Origin of the sequence: Niabella hirudinis (assembly GCF_051201075.1) — a bacterium.
GTDB classification, from domain to species: Bacteria; Bacteroidota; Bacteroidia; order Chitinophagales; family Chitinophagaceae; genus Niabella; species Niabella hirudinis.
The window spans coordinates 188,972-210,952 of sequence record NZ_JBPEHJ010000005.1; the positions used below are offsets into that span (position 1 = coordinate 188,972).

Genomic DNA, 21,981 nt, shown 5'->3' on the forward strand with positions numbered 1-21,981 from the left:
TTCCTAACCATTTAAAATCTTTATAATTTTCTTCAAAAACGTAGTCCTATGCCCTATTGGGCAACGCATCGTTAATTCATCTTCAGCATGTGTTTATCATTCATGATACTCAAATTTCTGAAGACTTGTAATATTGGGAATGTTTTTAAACTTCCAGGAAGGATGTCCAAAGTTTGCGGTCCAAAGTTTGCCTCTATATGCTGGTTGTACCGGAACACGATAAGTATTTTTATCTCCAGTTGGTTCTCTTTGTATATGTTTCCCATCGGGCGCTGCCAAAAATCCGCCTTCATTCTGACCACCCGGGAAAGCGTCATAGTAAATAATTTCTGTAGCAGATTTGGGTACATAAAAGTACTGAACCGGATAAGCGTAATTGTCGAAATCTTCTGCCCCGGGATTTTTAAACAGTACGATACCAGGCGTGTTCATTTTAACCCTGGCAAAACCATAACTTGTTTGCAGGCGGTAGCGTTTTCCTTTCTCAACAGGGATCTGAAATTTTTTCATGCCCCAGCTTCTTCCCATTATTGTTTCTGTGTAGTCTTTATTCGACTTTCCAACATCTTCTCTGATCAATACCTGGTCCTCATCTGAAAAAACAAATGGAGTTTCAGTTTCCGCTCCAACATCTATGCTGATCTTCCCGGACAATGGCGCTTTGAAGTAAAAGACACATTGGTAGCCGCCAAATCGCCAAACCGTATTTACTATTGGTTCAACGTATTTAACTTTGTCAAGATCAAAATTAAAGGCGCTAAGCTGATAAACCGGGCGGGCAACCTGGAGATCTTTCTTAAACTGTCTTTCTATCTCATCATGCGTAACGGGCTTAATATTTTTACCATCAGGGACAATATTTCCCTTATCCAGGGGCAAAATATAATTCTGCCCGACAAAAGCTGCCGTTTGAACCAACATTAGATGGTGGATACGATATAAATAATTAAACAACCTATTCTTACTTTCCTGCGTACCATCATGCTCATAATACAATTTCATAAAATGCACATACGCCTTCATTTCCAGAATGCGATTGGCTTCAGGACTTTCCTTCGCCACTTTTTCAGATGCATATTTCAAATCGTTCAGGCTAAGGCTTACTTCTCCGGCATCCTGGTAATTTTTACTCCATCGATCAAACATATTTCTCATAGCAGGGCCCGCTTTTCCAAAACAATCATCCAGGTATTGATCGTAGAGCTGTTCAAAATTTTTATTTACATCCCATTGTAATTGACCAGCCAGCCAAAGCACATGTCCTACAGGACCTGCGGCGTCTGTAGTTTCCAGGTTCACTCCGTCTATTTTATTTTTGTTCCAGAACTGTAACTTTGGCTGTATTGTATAAATATTGAACTGGGGCATACCGCGGCTCCACTCTGTAATATTCCAATAATCATAAATTCCTAAACGTCCATTGACACGTTTTGCCCACACTTTTACCATTTCATCTGGCTGGTAGGCTTGTTGAAATGCATAAGGGATGATTATCGGGTACACATTTTTCCGTAGCGGAAATGAAGGCGCCAACGCATTATACCGGCCATCTCCGTATGCCAATGCTGTAATTACAATATGTTTATCGTTTTCAGGATAATCGCGTGCCACCTCATTAGCCAACCACCACCATTTATCGGCATGATTTTTAACCGCCGGCATTCTTGCGGGTAAAGGGTCGTCTGCCCCGCCCCTGCCGTCTTCAGGCTCAACACCCAGCGCAATAAACTCACCCGTGGCGGCATTGTATATTTTCCTTATCCAGTCCTTATAAGCACGCACTGCGGCCGGCTGATCGATACGGATACGCCCGTTCAGTTTCCCGCTTTCGCCTGAGAACCATTCAGGATGTGCATCCAGCAAATCCTTGTTGGCAAGATAAAAGGCCTGGCCTGTATGTCCCTGGTTCCTAAAATCTGCATTGAACCGGTTACGCCGCTTCCAGTCGTACCATTTCTGCTGGTATAAATTCCCGGGATCGTATGGCTGTATGGTTCCAAAATCCAGCCCACCTGTTCCAAAAAATGAACGATTTCTGAAACTGGGTTCCATCCATTTTCCGGGAACCTCCGGCAATTTTAAGGTAGCGGGTTTAATAAACCAGTTATTGCCAGGGCCATACCAATGAAAGCCCGTCAAATCCAGGAAAGTATATACCGCATTTTCTAGGCTGTTCTGCGTTGTATATTTTATAGTTGTCTCCGTTTTATTTATAGACAGATAAAACGCTTGCCCGGTCCTTTCGTCTAAAGAAACCTTTTCAATGCGAATTGAACCGGCGTTGTATCCATTCAAGGCGGCCCGGAGATCTTTAATTGCAACGTTCTCCCCTTCCCGGAATTGAATCACCGTTTTTCTAAAAGTTGTTTGGCCGTAGCCGGAATACGGGAACAACAGTAAAAACAACAAACCAAGAATGCAAATTTTACGGATCATATTTTTATTGCAGGAATACAAGAGCACCGTTTACATCCATTTTTTATACCACATCTGAAACATCAGCAGATACCATATCCTTAAATGCAGGTCTTTTCTTCCGGCATAGAACTGATCTTTTAACCGCTCCACGGCCAAGACATGAAACAGTCCTTGCTTTTTTAAAAACACCGGGTCAAAGTATTCCTCCACCAATGGCCTCAATATTCCCAACAACCAGTCTGTAATGGGGATGCCAAACCCCGCCTTGGGGCGATCCATCAGCTCCCGGGGCAGGTATTTGTATACGATTTCTTTTAGGATATGCTTTTTTATGCCGTTGTGATACTTGTATTCAGAAGGCAGTTGCGCCGCAAATTCAATGATGTCCTGATCCAGGAATGGCTCCCGTCCCTCAAGACTGGTGCTCATGGAAGCCCGGTCTACTTTTTGAAGGATATCGTCTGCCAGATAGGTTTGGTAGTCTACCGCCATCATAAAGGACAGCGCATCATCTTTACCGGCCTGCAGTTCCGTACTGTTATGACCGGTTACAAGCCCCGCTGGTTTGTGAAGGAACAGTTGGTGCGTATCCTGTTCTGTATAGGCGATACTCAGGTTTTTCAGCAACACCGCAGGTGAGGGATCCCCAAGCAGGTTGCGTAACTTATCATACGGACCAAAAAGCTCCGGACGACTTTTCAATAATGGGATTCTCTCCGGCTTCAACCGGCTCATTCCGCCAGCCAGCAGCTTACGCAATGGAGCCGGGATGCGGTTTGCCTTGTTAAGATAACGGCTGATATAGTCATATCGGGTATAGCCTGCAAAAATCTCGTCACCCGCATCCGCCGAAAGCGCCACTGTCACCTGTTCACGAGCCAACCGGCTCACAAGGATCGTGGGAATAGCGCTACTATCGGCAAAGGGCTCATCGTAATAAAACGGCAGCTCGGGTATGATTGCCAATGCTTCTTTTTCTGTGCAATAATACTCCGTATGATCGGTTCCAAGGCGTTCTGCAATTTGTTTTGCAAAAGGCGCTTCATCCATCTGATGATCCGTTGTGCCGATGGTAAAGGTTTTTATTTTTGCAGCACTATTTTTTTGAAGCAGGGCTGTAACACAACTACTATCAAACCCTCCGCTCAGAAATACCCCCACCGGTACATCGGCCACCATGCGGTATTGAAATGCCTTTTCCAGGATCCGCTCCGTTTCTTCGATGGCATCGGACAAACTAATCCTGAGTTTGGGCTTATTATAATATTCGTAAACGTTCCAGTATTGCTCCGTTGTGAGCGTCTTTGTTTTCAGGTCAAAGCGCAGCAGATGGCCCGGCGGAATTTTAAAGGTGTCTTTAAAAACGGCATAAGGGGCCGGCACATACCCATATTGAAGAAAGGAAGCTATCGCGTTTTGATCTAACTCCTTTTTGAATCCGGGATGCGCCATTAATGTTTTCAATTCTGATCCAAACAGCAACAATCCTTTATGAAAGGAATAATAGAACGGTTTTACGCCTGCGCGGTCACGGATCCCAATCAGCTCCTGCTTTGCTTTATCATAGAGGACGATGGCAAACATTCCGTGCCATTTATGAATAGCCCGGGGGCCCCACTCCTTCCAGCTATGCAGGATCACTTCGGTATCTGAAGAAGTGATAAACCGGTGTCCCTTTTCTTCCAGTTCTTTTTTTATCTCTTTGTAATTATAGATCTCGCCGTTGAAAACTATTACAAGATCTTCATAGCACATTGGCTGATCTGCCGCATGGCTCAGGTCAATGACCGACAGGCGCCGATGACCCAATCCTAGTTGAAAAGTACCCTGCTGATCGAAGTATTCCGCCTGTCCATCCGGCCCCCGGTGGGGTATGGATGCAGCCATTTGCCGAAGAACTCCAACAGAACTTTTATGATTGAAATCGGCAAAGCCGGTAATACCACACACTGGAAATTATAAATTTAGAATTCAAAATCGGAAGGAAGAAACAGATGTGTCAGAATCTTCAGACCCGTGATTAGATTATCCATTCGGGTCATCCCAGAATTCTCATGTACAAACTTATCACAAAGAAGAGAACTTGACAAACCAACCCGGCTGGTTATTAAAATGCATTTCTTCACGCTATGAACAACTCACTTTCAAAATTCAAATCTATTCTATATCAATAAGTATGACCGAAGTAGTTATTTTGCAGTTTTTAAAGCATCAGTATAGACGCCCAGCAGTTTCTTGACATAAGCACCCTTCTGATAATTTATAAAAGCGATCTCTTTTGCTTGTGCCGCATTTTTTTTCATATCCTCATATATATCTTCAAAATCTAATAAAAGCTTTGTTAAGCTAAGGGAATCGTCCAGATCGAAAAAACTCGCATATCCAAATGAACCTTCTACCAACGTTGGGATCTTTGATAAAATCATCGGTATCCCTACTGCCATTGCTTCTGCCACCGCGATGCTATGTCCCTCCAATGTTGAACTCATTACATAAGCATCATAGTTCAACAACACCTTTTCTACAGCATTGACGCTTCCTTTAAGACAAACATTAAGCTCCTCTTTATCAATAATACGTTGAAGGGCCTCTTTTAAAGGGCCTTCACCATAGATATCTAATGAAAATTTCCCTTTAGGCAATTTGGCAAATGAATCAAGTAAAAAACGATGGTTCTTTGCCGCTCTTAAATTACCAATTGCAACTAGCTTTATTGGGTACTCAATGGCTTTGCGAGGATTCCATTGAACTTCAAAAAACGCCTCGCTCACGAAATTATACAAAACGGCCGATCCTCCCTTTATCCCAACTTCATGATCATAATCATCAAGTACCGATTTAGAAACTCCAATAATTACCTCACCTTTTTTATGGAGCAGTCTATCTAATCGCCGCATAGAGGGATTGTGCCGATAAGCATCAATTGACAAAATTGAATGTATTGTGGAAACCAGCTTTATACCTTTGGGCAAAGCCAACCGGCAATACAGCATCGGCCCCAGCAGATGAGCATGCACAATATCAGGTCGCTCCCTTCGCACAATATTTCTGATTTTACCAATAGTGCACAGGCTTCTAATTCCTTTTTTATGATTAAGACAAATTATAGAAACCTCCTTTTTAAATGCATCTTGCAATGTATCCGGAAACGTTAAAAAGAGCACTATTTGCTCAACCCCTTCCAAAGCATTAACCGTATTTACCAGCAATGTTTCTGCACCACCCACGCCCAGGGTTTCTATAACATGAATAATCTTACGCATCCCCTTTGTTATTTTCCCTCATTTATCAGTTTCGTTATCGAAGAAACCCAAGTTTTATCCTGCGCCTTACAAAACCTAAAACCTTTTTCACCCGATAGAGTTTATTCTTAATACGGCTTCTGCTTATGCGGGTATGTGAAAAAGTCAAGGTTTTTGAATAGGTCCTATTCGCCAACTCACTGATGTCCGGTACTATCAAATTGCCTTTGCAGCTGTTTTTCCCGGCTAATTCCTTAATTAAGTCCAGCCATTTGTCATTACACACCTCTACCGAATACATTTCCATTATCGTTGACCTTGCATCAGTTGAACAACGACTCCAGAGCTGCGGATCTGACTTCAATTTTTCAATTACTCTTACAAGCTCCGTTTCGGCATCATTCAAAACAAACCCGTTTTGTTCATTTACAATAACCTGATTAATTCCACTTCGCATATTGCTACAAACAGGAACAACACCTGCTGCCATAGCTTCTACCAATGAAACCGGAAGCCCTTCATAGTTAGACAATAAAATATAAACATGGCTCTTTAAAAACTCCTCCTGGATTCTATCGTTTGTCAATAGCCCTCCGTAATATACAGGCGCACCTTTCCCCTCTGTTTCAATTATCTTTAGCACATCCGGAAGCGATTCCCCATCTCCATACATGTATGCTTCGGCATCAGGTATTTCATTAACAAGCTTGCAAAGCATTTTCGCTACCAAGGAAACGCGTTTCTGCTCTTCATTAAATCTGCCAGTGAATATAATTCTAAATTTATCATTACGCTCAATGTTTTTAACAGCTTTCGGTATCGGCGCTCCATAAGTCAAATATCTTATATTAACGTGGTTCAGCTTCTTGTTCAACAATACCTCTTCAATGGATTTAGAAACAGCGGCAACCGTGTCAATAAATGGGAAAGATCTATTGTTCAAAAATTCATCAACTAAGTCATAGTGGTATGCATTATCATTATGAATGATCATTAAGGAAGGTATACCCAAAGGGCTAATGCCACGCGCAACCTCGCACGACTCAACAAAATACTGCGGGATAAACACATCAGGGGGATACATTTTTATATCCTCATAAACGGCCTGGATTTTTTCTTCTAAAAATAAATCCCAATAAATTTTCGTGCAAGCGAAATCATTTTCCAAAAAAAAATCAAACAACGGCGTTCTGTCGCCCCGGTTGACAAAAAAAATAATTCTGCATTCAACCTTTCTTTCTTTTAGAAAAAGGGCCAGCCTTTTTAGCCAAATGGTTGGTCCATCAAGGTTTCTGTATGCATCATAGGCGCAAATTGTAACTTTCATATATTCAACTTCATTAATTGCGCTGTAAATTCCATATATTTAAGCAAACATTCCCAGTACAACAAAGTATCAGTGCACACAAAATTAATTTTTAAAGTTGGAAACATACAACCATAAAGAATTACAATACGTTTTTGTATTTTTTAAAATAAAAAAACCTTGTTAACTAACTTTTATTTAAAGCACCAAAAAAAATCTTTTTATAAGAATTACAGGCCTTTTCCTCGGTAAACATTTTTGATATCTCTCTAAACTTTTCCGATTCACGCAGTTTCTCCTTTGGACTTAATTCCAAAAACCTCGTTATTTTTTCAACGGCTTCATCAACCTGACCCGGTCGAATAATATAATCATCTTTATTCGCCATAGTATCGAACATCATCCGCGAGCCAATATCGTCTGTTATAAATACTGGCATCCCTGCTGCAAACGATTCACAAACCGCCACAGCAAAAGCATCTATTCTCGACAAATGCAGCAGCATCAGACTTTTTGCAAACCACGCTGAGGGATCTGATTGCTCTCCTACAAATACTCCCTGCATATCTTGCAATTGATACTTCTTTAGAAATTCGCTCCTGTGCGCTTCGGATGACCTTCCCACATAGTCATATTTAAGACTCCAGTTTACTTGTAATTTCTGCATCACTTTCAGCATTATGTCTACCCCTTTATTCTCAAAAATTCGCCGGTCAAACAAATTGCATAGTGAAAAAACGACTGTGCTATAAGGATTATACTGAAAAGTGCTATATCGTCTATAACGGTCGTCTGCAACTCCATTAAATGTACAATACAGATTTTTATCATTGCCGATAATTCTTTTCATTTCCCTTAATTGAACATCGCCAATACATATTATTACATCATATTGCCGGGCAGCATATCGGAACAGCATTTTGCTATAATTGGATATCCTATTCTGAAAATAATAGTACGGTGAATTAGAAGCCTGTGTAGCAACAAGTTTTATTCTATTTAGAGATAATCGTTTAATAATACAGGGAATAATATTCGGCTCGTCTGTTAGGATGACCCCATACTTCTTATAGTCAAACCGAATAATCAGAAGCAGATACGACAGATATTTTCTCAATAATCTAAATCTTACTGTAACATTATCATGCCGGCAATACTTATCAAACTGAAGAAAATCCGCATTTACCGCTTTTGCATAAGCACCATGTGTAGGATGGTAATTTTTAGCATGCAAATAAATTACTTTGGTCATCTCATAAAAAATTTAGAAATCTCATTTTTTAATGCGTGTTATTAGCAAGTTTATAAAAACACCCGGCAGTCTTAGTATCAACAAGGCTGTTAATTTTGAATTTATCTCCCAATATCTTTTGATTATAGTGATTCTTTTTTCCTTTGCTACAACAACAGGTAAAATCTGAGACTTAATTGAATTTGCATACTTATTCAAGCTTTTTCCCCTTCTTAAAAACCAATTAAAATACAAAGAAATTATCTCAAATCTTTCAAAATATATTATATTATCAATTTCAGACTTTTTTGACGTATTTTTTTGATGATTTCTATAAAAAGACAATGGGCTATTTAAATAATAAATATTTTTAGACAGCAAAATATTCGTATAAACTGCCCAATCTCCGGCAAACCGATATTCCCCTATATTTACTATGCTTTCTTTTAAGGCCCGAGCCTCAAACAAGACCGCACTCACATTATTTATACAACAACATCGCGACAAATAATCTTCTAAAAAGCTTTCTCCATTCATGAAGAAGGAGCTCTTCCATACACTCGTTTTCATAGCAATGTTATTGTTTTCCCCAATAGTAATATCGGAAATTGCACCGTAACCATCAATCGTATAAGAATTACAATATGCAATCCCAATATTTTTGTTCTGCCTATGTACCGCAACGAGTTCTTCTAAAAAATTTTTATCGGCCGAATCATCACTTTCTGCAATCCAAATGTAGCAACCTTTTGCAATGCCAATTCCTTTCTCCCATTGTTTGAATACCGAACCGCTATTCGTCTTATTAATTATGATATTCGAAATTTTGGGGTCCGCTCTGTACGATTCAATAATTCTTCTGCTACCATCAGAAGAATTATCATCAAGTAATATTACTTCAATATTTTCATATGTTTGGTTCAGAACAGTTTCAATTCTCTGCTTCAAAAACTTCTCGTGATTGTAGTTTGGAATGATAACCGAAACAAGCTCCGAAGACACATTGTGTTTTATATTCTGCATTTAATAATCAAATCTCATTTCAAAATAGCTATTCGCAACACATTTTCCCGATCACTTGTTGTTGAGCTTTTCTCAATTAATGAGAAAAAGGGTTACAATTATTTTTGTTTTGCCAATACCGCGAACTGTAAATAACGCCAATTATGAATCTTATTTAGTAAGAAAAAATTTAATACCCGGTATAATCTTGTTAATCCCATATTTATACCTTGAATTTTCACGATTTCATATCCCGCAGATTCAAATAACCTTTCGATGCTTTTTTTAGTAAAGAATCTTAGATGTGTCTTATCCAGTATTCCAGCGTTTGCGTATTTCCAATCCTGCTTGGCAATAATTTCGTTAAAAAACACAGGAAAATATAAAATATTTGGAATTGAAGCTAATACGAATCCCTCTTTTGAAAGAATGGCCTTTGACAAAATCAAAGCTTCTTTTGGGTCCGTAAGATGCTCCAATACATCGTTAAATATGACACAATCAATTTTTTCCTGAACTTGGCTAATCGCTGCTTCATTAAATGATGAATGTATTACCGTATCCATCACTTCCTTGGCTTTCAGCATTGAATTAAAATGTGGCTCAATTCCGTATATCTTTGATTTTGAGAATACTTTTTTTAGTAGTGCCCCAAATGCTCCTTCGCCGCAGCCTACATCCAAAAACGTGTTTAACTCTTTAGGAATAAATTGAATCATTTCTTTTCTATTTATACCATAATAGGAAAATGATTTTTCGGTATAGTCGGCGCTTAAATTCTCAAATTTATCTTTCACTGTATTTGATGTTTTTTTTTAGATGTTTGAAAATCAAATTTCTAGTTTCACTTATTGTCAAAAAATAGAGGCATACTAACATAAATATTAATGCCGCCAATTTTAAAATACCTAAATGGGGATAATATATATTCAATAAAAATTTGCTGCCAAAGAATAAAAGGAAACAAAGGGAAGCAGGATATATAAGGGTTTCCTTTACCCAAAAGAATACCTGATTCTTCAAATAAAAGTAATGAAACAATGGTAAGGAAATAAGTAATAACAAAGAATTATAAATCAACCAGCAAAAGCTGGCACCGATTGCACCATAGTTCTTAGTCAGAATAACGGCAAGTGGCAAAATGAGAAATACACTAAATAAATTCTGATAAAATCCAAATCTTGTATTACCCTTTGCAAGCGTATAAAAATAATAGATCGAACAAATCGAGTTTATGATTGTGCCTCCTGCAACTATTTTCAATATTGGTGAAGTTTCTTCAACAAGTTTTACGTTTTTAGTCCATAACCACAAAAGATCATTAGAAAAAGCAATGAGGATGCAACCAACTGGCAATACTAATATGGTCACCCACTTACTTGTCTTATAGTACAATCTTCTTAAATCACCGCTTTTATGTCGAGCCTCTAAAGCGTTAAATTTAGGAAAAACAATAGTTTGAATAGGTGTTATCAACATAGTCAAAACACTCGCAAGAAGGAAGGCAATATTGTAATAACCAACAACCTCAAGTGACAAAAATTTAGAAACGATAACTTTGTCAATCTGGTTTATGAAAAAAGTAACAATTGCTATTCCTGTTACTCCCATAGCAAACTTATTCACCGTCTTTAGTATTCCAATCGAAAAAAACTTTTTCACCTTACTGGCATTAATATAACGATAGGCAAATATTCGCAAGGATAATGTTAGCAAAGAAGCTATAATAACTTGCCACAAAAAATAAGTTATAATGTCTGCTTTTATAAATTTTAAAATAAAAATAACACCAACGGATTTTACGATTGCAAACAGAAGGTTGATAACTGCGGATTCTCCTTGTCTGTGAACTCCGTTAAGAGATCCCTCATAAACAGATGCAGGAACCTGAAGAGTAAACAAAATCCCCATTAGCATTATTGAATATTTAAGGGTTGACGGCGAAATATTCCTGGCATTCAACCAGTGAACAGAGATGAGATTTGAAAATGCTAAAATTAAAACTCCAAACACCAGTGCAATTAGCCAGTGTAATATTTCTGAACTAAACAGAAGGCTGGTCATCTTTCGTCCCCCTGCCCCTGTTGCATGCAATATAGATATTTCACGTGCGGTTGCAGAACCCAATCCATTCACCAAAACTGTTAAAGTTCCAGCCAATGTAGCATAAAAAGCTACCAATCCATAGCTTTCAGACCCCAAATATCGAATATAAATTGGCAACAAAATAATACCCAAAAGTGCAGAAACCATTCGAGAAGCGAAAATTAGTCCCATTTTAACCGTCGTATTTTGGAACATCCTTTGTACTACTTTCAACATTTCTCGATTTTAAATAATATTTCTCCTTTCATTACACTCAGCTTCCATTCTCCTTCACACTGTCCATAAAACTTTTTCCTGTCTTTTTAGATGAGCTGGGTAAAAGCAAAGATGTAGAGCACCCTTCCCAAGCTGAATGCTCCGCCCCCAGGGAACTAAAGCGGAAGGTTTCTACAATCACCGCCATAGGATTGGTCGGAACACCGTCTGCGCTGACACCCGCAATACGACCAAATACTACTACAAACATTACAGTTGCAAGTATTGACTGTATAAAAAACCACAAGGGGCCTAAAATTGCTTGCTTATTCGTGGCTACAAAATCTCTCTTTACCAGAAGGCCAAGCAGGTTCCCGTAACGCCGAACCTCTTTAAAGGGTATCTCCAACAAACCCGATTGGGGCCGGATAACCTCTGTCCACTGGTCCGGGTGTTCTTTCATCTTCAAATCAAATTACTGAATACATGCGTTCAATCATCCCCAACACTTTTTGTCCATCATTTGCAAGTGTCTGTATAGGGTTCTCACTTTTCAGGCTATACAGCATTTCATAGATAAAGTTCCGATGATTGACGCTTGTTTCTGTGAATGCGGTTTGATTACTGTGGGTCACTAGCGTATCGGGATTGGGGGCCGAATAATCCTTAACATGACAATAATCTACTTTATCCATATATTGCCCACCTATCTTCAACGACCCATTCTCTGCAATCACCGTAAAACTGCTTTCCAGGTTTTTATCCCATGTCGCTGTGGTATAACTCAAACATCCCACACCTCCTTTTACAAAATCAAAATGAGCGATACCCGTATCTTCAAAATCAATCATCCCTTCATGACCAAAATTCCGGAAGTTGGAACTGATATTGGTAATGTCGCCAAAACACCAATATAACAGGTCGACAAAATGGCTGAACTGCGTAAAAAGCGCGCCTCCATCTAAATCCTTAGTACCATGCCAGCTGCCCTTTTTATAATAACGTTCATCCCTGTTCCAGAAGCAGTTTACCTGCACCAGGTAGATATTCCCCAGTACCCCACTATCCGCTAGCTCCTTTAGCCACACACTTACGGGGCTAAACCGGTTCTGCATCATTACAAATACCTGCCGTTGTACCTCTGTTGCCTTCTTTATTATGGCGGCAGCATCTGTACTGTTTAACGCCATTGGCTTTTCGATTAACACATGCTTCTTTGCGTTCAAACATTTCAATGCATGGGGGGCGTGCAATCCATTGGGTGTAGCTATGACTACTACGTCTGTTTCCGCGACAGCAGATGACTCTAAAAAACGATCCAGATCATTATAAAATGGAATGCCGGGTAAACCCTGTTGTGCATGCGTGTCGACAATCGCGGCCAATTCACAATCCGGATGGTCATCAATCACGCTCACATGCTTCTTACCCATGCGACCATATCCCACAACAGCAAATCTTGTTTTTCCAGTCACCCGATCAGGAATTTTTATATAAATTACCGCTTCGGAACTCGTATATCGCACCGCTCTCCGGGCAAACGGCTTTGCCGGCGGCATCAAATTTCAGCTTATGCCCGTACTCGCTCATCCAGCCGGTTTGGCGGGCGGGATTGCCTACGAGTAATGCATAAGCCGGCACATCTTTGGTAACCACGGCGCCGGCACCAATAAAAGCATACTCTCCAATTGTATTGCCGCATACAATGGTGGCATTGGCCCCAATGGTTGCCCCTTTTTTTACTAAGGTCTGTTTATATTCATTTTTACGGCTGACGGCGCTGCGCGGATTGATCACATTGGTAAATACCATGCTGGGGCCCAGGAATACATCGTCCTCGCAGATGACCCCCTCGTAAATGGATACATTGTTTTGCACCCGCACATTATTGCCCAGCACCACTTTGGGCGATACCACCACGTTTTGACCCAGGTTGCACTGCGCACCAATAACACAGCCTGCCATAATATGCGAGAAGTGCCAGATTTTTGTACCGGCGCCAATGATACAACCCTCATCAATAATGGCGGTGGGGTGTGCGAAATAATCTTGGGACATTGTTGGGCGTTAGAATTTAGATACTAGATGCTAGATACTAGATACTAGATGCAAGATGTTTGATGTTTGATGATAGACGATAGACATTTTCAGGTTTCAAGTTTGAGGTTTCAGGTTTCAGGTCAGATCCGTTTCCTGCCCGATGATCCATTGCCTATTGACCATTGATTATTCACTCCTTCGCCTTCCTGTTCCAGTGGATTGCCGATCGGAGGAAAAGTCATCGGGTAACAACAGACCTTCATTTTCACATTTTCACATTCCCACAACCTGTCCCGCTCCGCGGGATTTTCAAATTTTCAAATTTGCCTTCTGAACCGGATACCGGTGCTCATCATTGGTAGTCCCTACCGGATGATCCGCCATGATCAATATTTTTGAGTCCGGCTCCAGGGCCTGTAAACAAAAAATATGCCCCGGGGGAATATGCAGTGTATCCAGGCTGCTGGCATTTAATAAAAAGGTTTCTGTTCCGGTATCTCCCAGGTCCGGCTCCTCCCAATTGGTTACGGGCTTTACCGTTAGCCGGAACGTACCGCTCACAACCGTAAACCACCGGTTTTCGATCTCATGCCCCATCCATCCGCGGATCAGTTGGGTGCTGCTGTGCTCAATGGTATAGATCCGCCTTACCGGCGCCAGATCCAAGCCATTGTTATACAGCAAGGTGCCCCGCTGGTCTGTATGATGGCCTCCCTGTATTAATTGTACGTTCATTAAGATTCAAATCATAAATTAAAAACCAATGTCGTTTCCTTAAGCATGTCTGTTCCCCGGTTGCTATTTCCAACCTACAGATAGGGAAACCCAAGAAGTGTAGTACTTTTAAAAATAATCTGTGTTGGTAAGAAAGGGCCGTTTCTTTAGTCTTCTTCCTACTTTTTCCAGTCGATGAAAAAGTAGGCAAAAAATCTTGTCTGCAAAGAAGGCAAATCCCGCCTGATGTTCTTTGACGGTAGTTGCCTTTCCAGCTTCCGGCGGGACCGCAAAAATGTGCGTTACAGGCTTTGGCGTTTCCGCCCGCGTGCTACCTGATTATTGAAGTCCTCAATGGGCGTCACCGCCGCCATTCCACTTCATTTTTTCTTTTGCTGCCTTGCAGACAACTTCCTAAGCAATATCACCGTTTAAAAGGAAAAATTCATTCCAAAAAATAGCTCTTTCGGGTCACCGCTTCGTTTCAAGACTTTAGTAAACGACATTGATTGACTATTGACCATTCACATTCCCACATTTTCAAATCTTCAAATTATTAAATTATTTTATCTTCTTCAAATAATCTCCGTAGCCGCTCTTAGCCAGTTCCCCCGCCAGCTGCAGGAGCTGCGCTTTATCAATAAAACCGTTCCGGTAGGCAATCTCCTCAATGCAGCCGATCTTGAGTCCCTGCCGTTTTTCGATGACCCGTACAAACTCGGAGGCATCGGTAAGCGAATCAAAGGTACCGGTATCCAGCCAGGCTGTTCCGCGGTCCAGCACCGCCACCTGAAGCAGGCCTCTTCTTAAATATTCTTTATTTACGTCCGTAATCTCATACTCTCCGCGGGGCGAGGGTTTCAGATTTTTTGCAATATCCACCACACTATTGTCGTAAAAATAAAGCCCCGGCACCGCGTAGTTGGATTTGGGCACTGCCGGCTTTTCTTCGATTGACCGGGCTACCCGGTTTTCATCAAACTCCACCACCCCATACCGCTCCGGGTCCGATACCTGGTAGGCAAATACATAGCCGCCTTCCACCTCTGTAAGCTTACGGAGCTGCGAGCCCAGACCCACTCCATGAAAAATGTTATCGCCCAGCACCAGGGCCACTTTATCAGCTCCAATAAAATCAGCCCCGATCACAAAGGCCTGCGCCAGCCCGTTGGGAACCTCCTGCACCGCAAATTCAAACCGGCATCCAATGGATGCTCCATCGCCCAGCAGGCGTTTGAAGCCGGCCTGATCTTCGGGCGTGGTAATGATCAGCACCTCCCGAATGCCCGCCATCATTAACACCGACAGCGGGTAATAGATCATCGGCTTATCATAAATCGGCATCAGCTGTTTACTGATCGCTTTTGTAATGGGATATAAACGGGTGCCGGAGCCTCCGGCTAAGATGATTCCTTTCATAGATACAAATTTTACGAATTGTGCGAATTTTACGAACAAGCAGGATTTAATATCCGTTTATATTTGAGAGACGCTTCTCCAAAGTTGACTAATATGCCCAATTTTTTGTTGGCAGCTTTTACATAGTTCAATGTTTGACGCTCTGTTATAGGTAGTAAAAAACTAACGGCTTTCACCTCAACCATAATTTCATGGTAACAAAAAAAGTCTACTCTAAACGTTTTATCCAATACAATATTTTCGTATTGCACGCTTAATCTTTTTTCTTTTTCAAATGGTATTTGCTGTTTTTCAAACTCTTTCGCAAGCGCTTCACAATAAACAGATTCCAAGAACCCCGGGGCCCAAAACAGTATGCACTTTCATACAAGCACCCACAATTTTATAACTTTCTTCCCTGAAAAAAATCTCGGTTGACATAAATTCGCCCAATTCGTTCCATTCGGTTAATGCATATACTGCCGCTCATAATACTCCTGATACGCTCCACTGGTTACATGCTCTAACCACTCTGTATTGGATAAATACCAGTCAATTGTTTTAGAAAGCCCTTCTTCAAAGGTAACCGATGGCGCCCAGCCTAATTCCCGGTTGATTTTTGTGGCGTCAATGGCATAGCGGAGGTCGTGCCCCGGACGATCCTTTACATAGGTGATGAGCTGCGCGCTGGTGCCTTCCGCATGCCCGAGCTTCTCATCCATTTGCTTGCACAAAAGTTTTACCAGGTCAATATTCTTCCACTCATTAAAACCGCCCACATTGTATTTTTCGCCGTTAGTACCCTGGTGAAATACAAGATCAATGGCCCGGGCATGGTCAATTACATAAAGCCAGTCGCGGGTATAATTCCCATCGCCATACACCGGCAGGGGTTTGTTGTTGATGATATTATGGATCATCAGCGGGATCAGCTTTTCCGGAAAATGATTGGGCCCGTAGTTATTGGAGCAATTGGTTAATACAACCGGCAACCCGTAAGTATCTGCATAGGCGTACACAAAATGATCCGAGGAGGCCTTGGAGGCCGAATAGGGCGAATGGGGATCATACTTCGTGTCTTCCGTAAACAAGCCGGTGCTGCCCAATGCGCCGTACACTTCATCGGTAGATACATGGTGAAAGCGAGCCCCTCCCCCTGCGGGGGAGGCTGGGAGGGGGCCCCACAATTCTTTGGCGGCGTTGAGCAGGTTTACCGTGCCTACCACATTGGTATATACAAAATCCAGCGGTGAAGTAATGGACCGGTCTACATGGCTTTCTGCTGCCAGGTGGATGACGCCATCCGGCTGGTATTTCTGAAACAGGGCCTGCACGGCAGCGGCATCTACAATATTGGCCTTTTCAAAAATATAGTTGGGGCGCCCCTCCATATCCTTAAGATTTTCGAGGTTACCCGCATAGGTCAACGCATCCAGGTTTACGATGGTGTACTCCGGGTATTTGTTTACAAACAGGCGCACCAGATGCGATCCTATAAAACCGGCGCCGCCGGTGATGATTATTGTTTTAGACATTAGATGTTTGACGTTAGATATTAGATGTTTGACAATAGATCGTTATTTCTCTATTGACTATTGACCATTGACTATTGACTATTCCCCATTCCCCAGGCTCCCAAAAAACGTCTGTTGGACCGGTACCATTCAAAAGTTTGCATTAACCCTTCGTTTACCGGAACCAACGGATCATAGCCCAGCAATTCCTTTGCTTTTGAAATATCTGCCAGGCTATGCCGCACGTCTCCTGCCCGGGCCGGGCCAAAATCAGGCATCAGCGCAGAGCCGGCTGCTGTTTTAAGAAGGTTAAATAATTCCAGCAGGCTGGTTTGGGCGCCGCAGGCTATATTGTATACCTGGTTTACCGCTGCTTTGTTTGCTGCAAACAGCGCCTGTATATTAGCGGCCACTGCATTATCAACAAAGGTAAAATCGCGGCTATGCTGCCCGTCTCCATTAATTACCGGGGCTTCATTATTGAGCAGGGCCTTTACAAATAAGGGAATAACAGCGGCGTAGGGCCCCCGTGGATTTTGCCGCGGACCAAAAATATTAAAATACCGCAGCCCGATGGGCTCCAATCCATATAAGGCTGCATATACCCCTGCATACAGCTCATTTACGTATTTGGTTACGGCATAAGGCGAAAGAGGATTGCCGATGTTTTCCTCTTTTTTGGGCAATGCCGGATGATCGCCATAGGTAGAGGAACTGGCGGCATAAACGATTCTTTTGATGCCCGACTCTTTAGCTGCTGTAAATACATTTAAGGTACCCGTAATATTCACCGCATTGGTAGTCAGCGGGTCTGCGATAGACCGGGGCACTGAGCCCAATGCCGCCTGGTGCGAAATAGCCTGAACATCATTACAGGCTTTTAAGCAGGTATCATAATCTCTTATATCGCCCTCCATCCACTCAAACCGTCCGTCCGGAAACAGCGCTTCCAGGTTTTCCTTTGAGCCCGTGGAAAGGTTATCCAGCACCCGTACGGCGCCTACCCTGCTATCCTTTAATAAAGCTGCGGCCAGGTTGGAACCAATAAACCCCGCTCCGCCGGTAACCAATATTCTCATCATCCATTAAGTTTTTTAAACCAACGGAACCATTTCTTTTTTCCTGCGCCTTCCGCTAATACATCGTCCTGGTAATAATCTTCTCCGTGCTTTTCGCCATAGCCATAACCGTAGTTACCATAGTACCCGCCGCCTGTTGGCATTTTGATATCATTGAGCACAATGGCAAGATTGGGCATCTTTTTATTTTCATACATTTCATTGATCAGGCTTAGCTGTTTTTTAAAAGTATGCCCCTGGCGGGTAACATAGATCGTACAATCGGCATACTTGGCCAGGGTTAGTGCATCACTTACCATTCCGATGGGCGCCGTATCAATAATGATATAATCGAATTTATTTTTGAGCTGGGTAAACAGCTGATCGGTCTTTTCGCTCAGCAGCAGTTCGGCCGGGTTGGGTGGTATGGGCCCGCAGGGCAGCACATACATATTTTCCTCACCCGCCACCGGGATGATGAGGCTATCCAGATCCGCAACGCCGATCATATAATTGCTGATGCCCTGCCGTTTCTGCATATCAAGGCCGCTTAATACCTTGGGTTTGCGGAGATCAAACTCCAGCACGATGGTTTTTTTGTCGGTAAGCCCGAAAACGGCCGCCATATTGGTGCTGATAAAGGATTTGCCTTCGCCGCCAAAAGAGGAGGTCACCATAATGACCACCTTATCCCAATTGCCGGTGATGTATTGCAGATTGGAGCGCAGCAGGCGAAACTGTTCGGCAATGAAGGTCCTTTTTGTTTTGCTAACCACCAGTGTCTGATCCGATTTGGAATGACCAACTTCTCCCAGTATGGGCGCGTTGGTGGCCCGTTCAATATCGAAGCGGGTATTTACCCGGTCATTGAAGGCTTCCTTTAATAGAATGAACAGGGCGGGGATGGCCAGACCAAAAAGCAGGGCGGCCAGCTTTACCGTTCCCGGGTTGGGTTTTACGGGCACGGTATTGGGCTCGGCCTTTTCTATGATCTTTGTATTGGAAATGGTGCTGGCACGCTGGATGGCGGCTTCTTCCCGTTTTTCTCCCAACACCTTGGCCAGGGCCAGCTTGGATGCCAGCTCGCGTTCTATTTCTGCCTGTTCGGTAATCTTGGCGGGCATCTGCAGCGCCCCCCCGGTGTTTTTTGATTTTTCGGCAACAACCAGCCCCAGGTTTTTCCTGTAACTGCTTTTAAGCGTTTCCACATTCGCCAATGCCCCTTTGCGCAATGCATCAATGCTTTGGTCCAATTGCTTTACCTGCGGGTTATCTACCGGCACATTGCCGTCTATCAAGGCCTTGCGCTGCAATTGTGCTTCATTCAACTTTGTAAGCGACTCACTCAAACCCGGGTCTTTGACTCCCGCGGCGGAAGGCGTAAGGGAACCCGCTCCGCCGCTAACAATACTGCTTTCCAGCACGTCAAGCGCGCCCAGTGCCATCCGCTGCTCCTGGCTGGCCGCATCCTGCTCCTGTGCCCGGCCCAGCAGGGCGGTTATCTGCAACGTGGCATCCACCAGGTTGTTATTTTTCTGATAGGCCACCAGCTTGCGTTGCAGGCTGTCGATATCGTGCTGCACAATCTCCACACGCTTATTAATGAAATCGATGGTAAGATCCATGGAAGTATTGCCCTGCTCTACTTTCCAGACGGTATATTCCTGCATCAGGGTATTTACCACATCCGATGAAAGATAGGGGTTTGCAGAATGATATTCCACCAGCAGGATGCCGGTATTGGCCTGTTTGGGCTGCACATTCAGGTCACGGATCATGCCTGCCGCCACCAGGTCTTCCTGGCTGTAGGTAATGGTATATTCGGCACCCGGTTCGGCCTGTCCCCCGCTCTTTACCAGCTTAAACACACCACTACCGGTTTGAAACAGCTGGTCAAAATTATAGAGGGTGTTTTTTTTATTGACCCGGAACTGGCTGCCATTGACAAAGTCGATATCCACGGAAAAAGACAGGGAAGAGTCGATGAGCTGCACGGGCACAAAGGCGAAGGGTGTCCGTTTATAGGCATTCATATCCTTTACCTTTCCTTTTTGGGTATAGCCGATCTGCAGGCCCAGATGCTGTACCACCCTTGTCATCAGCGGGCGCGATTTCAGCACTTCTATTTCATTAAGCAGGTTGGTGGTTTTGCTTTTACCGGCTATCAGTTCTTCCACTTTGTCGCCTTTGGATTCCTCCGTGGTAATGAGCATATTTCCAACGGAGCTGTATTGCTCCTGGGTGTAGCGCAGGTAGAGCCAGGCCAGCAAGAACGCCATGGCTACACAAAAAATAACGAGCGGAAGGAAACGGATATACTTAAAAAGCAGTTCTCTTGCACTCAGATTGCCCGAAATTTCTCTTTTCTCAACGGATTGCATAATTTAAAGCTGCAGAATTGTTAATGTGTTTTTGATGCTTACTTACGGCCAACCGATAAAATGATGGAGACAATTACCGCCGCGGTGGAAACGATGGAAGTGGCAAAAGTAAACCGGCTCAGGGTTCTGGCCTCGTCCTTGGCCTTCGCTTTATCGCTTATCGGGTCTACCAGCAGGATATCATTTTGCCGGAGATAATAATACGGCGACGCAAAAACATCGGCCGAAGAAAGATTTACAACACCCATTTCGCGTTTGCCATCCTGCTCGCGGATCACTTTTACCTCATCTTTGCGACCCCATTCGGTGATGCCGCCGGCCATGGAAATGGCTTCGAAGATATTCACTTTTTCGGTGGGGATATTGAGCACCTGGGGAGTAGTAAACTCGCCGAGGGTTATAATCTTATAGGTTTGGAACCGGATCAGCACGGTTGGATTCTTTAAAAGCTCAACAGGCGTTGTCAGCCGTTTTTTGATCTCGGCTCCCAGTTGTTTTTTTGTAAGCCCCTCTGCATGGATCTTTCCAAGCCGGGGAAAATCGATATTCCCTTCCCCATCCACCAGGTAGCCACTGGTACTCGTATTACTTGCAGTAGCCCCCCCTCCGGTTGCTCCGCCGCCACCGGGCAGGGGCTGGTTATACAACTGGTCTGTATTAGCTTCCTTGGGTATATAGTCACTATACACCTGTATAGCCAGCTGGTCATTTTTCTGGATGATCAGTTCCGGAAATGGAGTCTGTTTATCAATGGACTCATTGGTTGCCCCCTCCAGGTATTTTGGCATTTTCTGCTGGGTTACACAGGATGCGGTAAACAACACCACGATAAGCATTGCTCTATTAAAAAGTTTCATAAAGTTGATTTAATTATTGATCAGTTTTGATTTATCAAATAAGGCTACCAAATGATAGTTAAGGCTTTCGATCTCCACTGTTACCTTATTATTTTTTAAATCGACGACCCGGCCTGCCTCTTCTACCAGCACTCCCTGGTTGATCATGACCCGCTGATTTTTTTGCGGGTTGAAGGGCACCAGCTCCACATTTTCAAATTCACTTAAAAATTTCCGGATCCGGACCACTTCATAATCTTTTACAATGGCCGGTTTTCCTTCTATATACACAAAATTTATGACCCCCGGTGTTTCTCTTATTTTTTGAAACGCCGAACTGTCGATATGTACAAACAAATAAGACGGTAACAAGGGCACCTGCACCATCTTGATGCGGTCGCTCCACCTGCGTTTTACCTTGTTTAAGGGGCAATAGGTAACAATATCCCTGTCTGCAAGCAGTTTTGATACTTTTTTCTCCCAGCGGGGCTTCGTGTAGATTGCATACCAGTTTTTCTCTTTCATTGCATTACATGGCTT

At 42.8% G+C, this 21,981-nt stretch carries 19 protein-coding genes; all 19 read right to left on the reverse strand.

Features of this window, described 5'->3' with window-relative positions:
• Positions 1-96 precede the first annotated feature (96 nt).
• The 19 genes from GGU45_RS11635 to GGU45_RS11725 all read right to left on the reverse strand — a co-directional run bounded on the left by GGU45_RS11635 (position 97) and on the right by GGU45_RS11725 (position 21,966).
• On the reverse strand, positions 97-2,139 hold the full coding sequence (locus GGU45_RS11635) for a DUF4838 domain-containing protein (protein ID WP_435224894.1): 2,043 nt from the start codon (positions 2,137-2,139) through the stop codon (positions 97-99).
• Positions 2,140-2,466: 327 nt separating this feature from the next.
• Positions 2,467-4,368 (reverse strand): asparagine synthase (glutamine-hydrolyzing), encoded by a 1,902-nt coding sequence (gene asnB / locus GGU45_RS11640; protein WP_435224896.1) that lies wholly within the window; start codon positions 4,366-4,368, stop codon positions 2,467-2,469.
• A gap of 239 nt (positions 4,369-4,607) precedes the next feature.
• A complete protein-coding gene (locus GGU45_RS11645) occupies positions 4,608-5,681 on the reverse strand; it encodes a glycosyltransferase (protein ID WP_435224898.1) in 1,074 nt (357 codons plus the stop codon).
• Positions 5,682-5,715: 34 nt separating this feature from the next.
• Positions 5,716-6,987: a glycosyltransferase family 4 protein gene (locus GGU45_RS11650; protein WP_435224899.1), complete on the reverse strand. Its 1,272-nt coding sequence runs from the start codon at positions 6,985-6,987 to the stop codon at positions 5,716-5,718.
• Between the two features lie 166 nt (positions 6,988-7,153).
• A complete protein-coding gene (locus tag GGU45_RS11655) occupies positions 7,154-8,218 on the reverse strand; it encodes a glycosyltransferase (RefSeq protein ID WP_435224901.1) in 1,065 nt (354 codons plus the stop codon).
• Between the two features lie 21 nt (positions 8,219-8,239).
• Positions 8,240-9,199 (reverse strand): glycosyltransferase, encoded by a 960-nt coding sequence (locus GGU45_RS11660; protein ID WP_435224903.1) that lies wholly within the window; start codon positions 9,197-9,199, stop codon positions 8,240-8,242.
• A 119-nt stretch (positions 9,200-9,318) separates the two neighbouring features.
• Entirely contained in the window at positions 9,319-9,996 is a 678-nt protein-coding gene (locus GGU45_RS11665) for a class I SAM-dependent methyltransferase (protein ID WP_435224905.1), read from the reverse strand.
• Positions 9,986-11,521: an oligosaccharide flippase family protein gene (locus GGU45_RS11670; RefSeq protein ID WP_435224906.1), complete on the reverse strand. Its 1,536-nt coding sequence runs from the start codon at positions 11,519-11,521 to the stop codon at positions 9,986-9,988. Before GGU45_RS11670 ends, GGU45_RS11665 begins: the two co-directional genes overlap by 11 nt.
• A 37-nt stretch (positions 11,522-11,558) precedes the next feature.
• Positions 11,559-11,963: a hypothetical protein gene (locus tag GGU45_RS11675; RefSeq protein ID WP_435224908.1), complete on the reverse strand. Its 405-nt coding sequence runs from the start codon at positions 11,961-11,963 to the stop codon at positions 11,559-11,561.
• A gap of 7 nt (positions 11,964-11,970) precedes the next feature.
• Complete coding sequence (locus GGU45_RS11680; RefSeq protein ID WP_435224909.1) at positions 11,971-12,975, reverse strand: Gfo/Idh/MocA family protein; 1,005 nt, start codon at positions 12,973-12,975, stop codon at positions 11,971-11,973.
• Between the two features lie 4 nt (positions 12,976-12,979).
• A complete protein-coding gene (locus GGU45_RS11685; RefSeq protein ID WP_435224911.1) occupies positions 12,980-13,558 on the reverse strand; it encodes an acyltransferase in 579 nt (192 codons plus the stop codon).
• 291 nt (positions 13,559-13,849) lie between these two features.
• Positions 13,850-14,275 carry a WxcM-like domain-containing protein gene (locus GGU45_RS11690; protein WP_435224912.1) on the reverse strand — a complete coding sequence of 142 codons (426 nt, stop codon included), beginning with the start codon at positions 14,273-14,275 and terminating at the stop codon, positions 13,850-13,852.
• Positions 14,276-14,815: 540 nt separating this feature from the next.
• Positions 14,816-15,673 (reverse strand): glucose-1-phosphate thymidylyltransferase RfbA, encoded by an 858-nt coding sequence (rfbA, locus tag GGU45_RS11695; RefSeq protein WP_435224914.1) that lies wholly within the window; start codon positions 15,671-15,673, stop codon positions 14,816-14,818.
• A gap of 29 nt (positions 15,674-15,702) precedes the next feature.
• Entirely contained in the window at positions 15,703-16,005 is a 303-nt protein-coding gene (locus GGU45_RS11700; protein ID WP_435224915.1) for a GxxExxY protein, read from the reverse strand.
• A 114-nt stretch (positions 16,006-16,119) separates the two neighbouring features.
• Positions 16,120-17,187 carry a dTDP-glucose 4,6-dehydratase gene (gene rfbB / locus GGU45_RS11705; protein WP_435224917.1) on the reverse strand — a complete coding sequence of 356 codons (1,068 nt, stop codon included), beginning with the start codon at positions 17,185-17,187 and terminating at the stop codon, positions 16,120-16,122.
• Positions 17,188-17,258: 71 nt separating this feature from the next.
• Positions 17,259-18,248 (reverse strand): SDR family oxidoreductase, encoded by a 990-nt coding sequence (locus GGU45_RS11710; RefSeq protein ID WP_435224919.1) that lies wholly within the window; start codon positions 18,246-18,248, stop codon positions 17,259-17,261.
• Complete coding sequence (locus tag GGU45_RS11715) at positions 18,245-20,605, reverse strand: GumC family protein (RefSeq protein WP_435224921.1); 2,361 nt, start codon at positions 20,603-20,605, stop codon at positions 18,245-18,247. Before GGU45_RS11715 ends, GGU45_RS11710 begins: the two co-directional genes overlap by 4 nt.
• A 38-nt stretch (positions 20,606-20,643) precedes the next feature.
• Positions 20,644-21,462, reverse strand: coding sequence for a polysaccharide biosynthesis/export family protein (locus tag GGU45_RS11720; RefSeq protein WP_435224922.1), 819 nt, complete (start codon positions 21,460-21,462; stop codon positions 20,644-20,646).
• A 9-nt stretch (positions 21,463-21,471) separates the two neighbouring features.
• Positions 21,472-21,966, reverse strand: a complete 495-nt coding sequence (locus tag GGU45_RS11725; protein ID WP_435224924.1) for a UpxY family transcription antiterminator — start codon at positions 21,964-21,966, stop codon at positions 21,472-21,474.
• Positions 21,967-21,981 lie beyond the last annotated feature (15 nt).